Raw genomic sequence first — 3,952 nt, 5'->3', positions numbered from 1 at the left:
CTCCCCGGCCTCCGCGTTCCCGCGCCTGGCGATCGCCTCGACGTCGGCGGGCTTGGCCCGGCGCGGCCAAGCGAGGCCCGGCGGCAGGTCGGGAGTTCCGCCGATCCGCGTGCCGCCGGGATCGGCGCCGCCCTTCGCCCGCGCCCGCAGGTCGAGGTGGTGGTCGAGGCGCTGGTGCCGACCCTCGAGTTCCGGCCGGCGCCGAAGGGCGGCGCCGATCCCGGCGGCACGCGGATCGGCGGAACTCCCGACCTGCCGCCGGGCCTCGCTTGGCCGCGCCGGGCCAAGCCCGCCGACGTCGAGGCGATCGCCAGGCGCGGGAACGCGGAGGCCGGGGAGGAGATGCGGCGGCACTTCCGCAGGGAACTGCCCTACGCCTTCTTCGCGCAGGTCGATCTCGGGGAGGCGAGAGGGAAGGGCGCGTTCGCCGAGGCCCTGCCGGGGCACGGACGGCTCCTGTTCTTCTACGACCTCACCGCCGGCCCCTGGGACAACGGCACCGAATCCGCCCGCGTGATCTGGGACGAGACCCCGCGGGAGGGGCTCGCGGCGCAGGTCATGCCGCCCGACCTCGCGGCGGCGGACGAGGAGCACCGGGCGGAGATCGCCAAGGTCAACCACCGGTTCAAGCTGCCCCCGCCGAAGCCGGATGCCGGCACGCCCTACAGCGGGCCGGCCCGGCCGATGCGCCTGCACGCCACCCTGCGCCCGCCGGCCGTCGAGAGCCTGGAGATGGAGGCGCGGCCGGCCCTGAAGGCGGCGCTGGCACCCCGCACCGATGGCGCGGAGGGCCCGCGCGACGCCTATCAGGATCTCTTCGCGAAGACGTTCGACAGCTACTATGGGGCCGCCAATGCGGGCCGGCGCAACCAGCTACTGGGCTCGCCGCTGCCGGAGCAGAGCGATCCGCGCTTCGAGGCGGAGGTCGTCAGCCGCTTCGGCGTGCAGCATCTCGACCGGGAGGCGTGGAAGGCGCAGCGGCCCGAGATCGAGGCCGGCGCGCGTTCCTGGCGCCTGCTCCTCCAGATCGATGTCGGCGACTTCCTGCAGGAGAGCGGGGAGGGCACCGTCTATTTCCTGATCCGCGCCGCCGACCTCGCGGACCGTCGCTTCGACCGGGTGGTGGCGGTCTATCAGCAGACCTGAGCCGCGCCCGCGGCTCCTCTTCGATCGTTGATCCGTGATCGTTGACCCTCGGCCGCGCGGATATGCTAGGTGCCGGGCTCCGGCTCCCGCGACAGCGTCGCGCGGCCCGCTCCCTTTTCCGCTGATCCCGGCGCCCCCGATGACCGATTCCGCACAGCCCTCCCCGACAGTTCAAGAACGCTACAACGCGAAGGACGCCGAGCCGCGCTGGCAGCAGGCCTGGGACGCGGCCAAGCTCTACCAGACGAAGAACGACGACCCGCGCCCGAAATACTACGTGCTGGAGATGTTCCCCTACCCTTCGGGGCGCATCCATATCGGCCACGTGCGCAACTACGCCATGGGCGACGTGGTGGCCCGCTACAAGCGCGCCAAGGGCCACAACGTGCTCCACCCGATGGGCTGGGACGCCTTCGGCCTGCCGGCCGAGAACGCGGCCATGGAGCGCAAGGTCAACCCGCGGGACTGGACCTACGCCAACATCGCCACCATGCGCGGCCAGCTCCAGAGCATGGGCCTGTCGCTCGACTGGAGCCGTGAGATCGCGACTTGCGATCCCGACTACTACAAGCACCAGCAGCGCATGTTCCTCGACTTCCTGGCCAAGGGTCTCGTGACCCGGCGCACGGCGAAGGTGAACTGGGACCCGGTCGATCACACCGTGCTCGCCAACGAGCAGGTCATCGACGGGCGCGGCTGGCGCTCGGGCGCGCTGGTCGAGCAGCGCGAGCTGACCCAGTGGTTCTTCAAGATCACCGACTTCGCCCAGGACCTGCACGACGCCCTCGACGGGCTGGAGCGCTGGCCGGAAAAGGTCCGGCTGATGCAGCGCAACTGGATCGGCCGCTCCGAAGGGCTGGAGGTGCGCTTCGCGCTGACCGCGCCGTTCGCCGGCACGGACGAATTGACGGTCTACACCACCCGCCCCGACACGCTGTTCGGCGCGAAATTCCTGGCGATCTCCGTCGATCATCCGCTCGCCAAGGCGCTGGCCGAGTCCGGCCCGCGGGCCGCGGAGCTGCAACGCTTCGCCGAGGAATGCCGCCGCATCGGCACCGCGCAGGAGGCGATCGATACGGCCGAAAAACTCGGTTTCGACACCGGGCTGACCGTGCGCCACCCGCTCGACCCCGCCTGGGCGCTGCCGATCTACGTCGCGAACTTCGTGCTGATGGAGTACGGCACCGGCGCGGTGTTCGGCTGCCCGGCCCACGACCAGCGCGACCTCGACTTCGCCAACAAGTACGGGCTCGGCAACACGCCGGTGGTCTGCCCTGAGGGGCAGGACCCCGAGACCTTCATCATCACCGACACCGCCTACGACGGCGACGGCCGGATGATCCATTCGCGCTTCCTCGACGGCATGACGACGGGCGAGGCGTTTCGGAGTGTCGCCAACCGTCTGGAGAACGAGGTGCTGATGGGGTCTCCCGTCGCGCGCCGAAAAGTGCAGTTCCGCCTGCGCGACTGGGGCGTCTCGCGCCAGCGCTACTGGGGCTGCCCGATCCCGATCATCCACTGCGACGCCTGCGGCCCCGTGCCGGTGCCGGTGGACGACCTGCCGGTGAAGCTGCCGGACGAGGTCTCGTTCGACCAGCCCGGCAACCCGCTGGAGCGGGACCACGCCTGGCGGCAGGTGCCGTGCCCGCGCTGCGGCGAGGCCGCCCGGCGCGAGACCGACACCATGGACACCTTCGTGGACTCGTCCTGGTACTACGCCCGCTTCACCGCGCCCTGGCTCGCGGACGCCCCGACCGACCGGAAAACCGTCGATCACTGGCTCGCGGTCGATCAGTATATCGGCGGCGTCGAGCACGCGATCCTGCACCTGCTCTACTCGCGCTTCTTCATGCGGGCGATGCGGGAGACCGGCTGGGCGGGCGTCTCGGAGCCCTTCGCCGGCCTGTTCACGCAGGGCATGGTCGTCCACGAGACCTACAAGGACCCCTCCGGCGCCTGGGTGCCGCCGGCCGAGATCCGCTTCGAGACCGAGGGCGGGGAGCGCAGGGCTTTTCACGTGAAAACCGGCGCGCCGATCGAGGTCGGCCCGACGGAGAAGATGTCGAAGTCGAAGAAGAACGTCGTCGATCCCGACGACATTATCGCCAGCTACGGCGCCGACACCGCCCGCTGGTTCATGCTCTCCGACTCTCCTCCAGAGCGCGACGTGATCTGGACCGAGGAGGGCGTGCAGGGCGCCGCCCGCTTCGTGCAGCGCGTTTGGCGCCTCGTCCACGGCGCGGCGGGGGCTGACGGGTCCGGCGGCGGCACCGCCGATGCGGCCCTACGCAAGGCCGCACACAAGGCGCTCGCGGCCGTCGGCGAGGATATCGAGCGGCTGCGCTTCAACCGCTGCGTCGCCCACATCTACACGCTCGCCAACGCCCTCGACGAGGGCCTGCGCGGCGGCGCGTCCGGAGCGGCGGCGGGGGAGGCGGGGCGCATCCTCGTGCAGCTCATCGCGCCGATGATGCCGCACTTGGCGGAGGAGTGCTGGCGCGTCCTCGGCGGGGAGGGGCTCGTCGCCGAGGCGTCCTGGCCCGTGGCCGATCAGGCGCTGCTGGTCGAGGACGAGATCACCCTGCCGGTGCAGATCAACGGCAAGAAGCGGGCGGACGTCACCGTGCCGCGGGACGCCGACGCCAAGGCCGTGGAGGCGGCGACCCTGGCGCTGGAGCCGGTGCAGCGTGCCCTCGAAGGCCGGGCTCCGAGAAAGGTCATCGTCGTGCCGGGCCGGATCGTGAATCTGGTGATGTGATACGGTTTCCGATTGATCGTTTCGGGCTAACGCCCCTCTCCTCCCCCT

2 protein-coding genes are annotated in these 3,952 nt (G+C 70.9%); both read left to right on the top strand.

Annotated elements, in window-relative coordinates; genetic code table 11:
* The first annotated feature begins 120 nt into the window (after nt 1-120).
* Entirely contained in the window at nt 121-1,146 is a 1,026-nt protein-coding gene (locus tag MFF42_RS23915) for a DUF1963 domain-containing protein (RefSeq protein WP_238258312.1), read from the top strand.
* 139 nt (nt 1,147-1,285) lie between these two features.
* Nucleotides 1,286-3,904 carry a leucine--tRNA ligase gene (leuS, locus tag MFF42_RS23910; RefSeq protein WP_238258310.1) on the top strand — a complete coding sequence of 873 codons (2,619 nt, stop codon included), beginning with the start codon at nt 1,286-1,288 and terminating at the stop codon, nt 3,902-3,904.
* Nucleotides 3,905-3,952: the final 48 nt, after the last annotated feature.

This window comes from Methylorubrum podarium, from assembly GCF_022179745.1.
Taxonomy (GTDB): domain Bacteria; phylum Pseudomonadota; class Alphaproteobacteria; order Rhizobiales; family Beijerinckiaceae; genus Methylobacterium; species Methylobacterium podarium.
Note: the sequence above shows the minus strand (reverse complement) of the source record. Positions and strands in the feature narration are given on the sequence as shown.

Bases quoted from the DNA above. Each gene is read 5' to 3' on its own strand.
- leuS (WP_238258310.1), top strand. From the start codon at position 1,286: ATGACCGATTCCGCACAGCCCTCCCCGACAGTTCAAGAACGCTACAAC.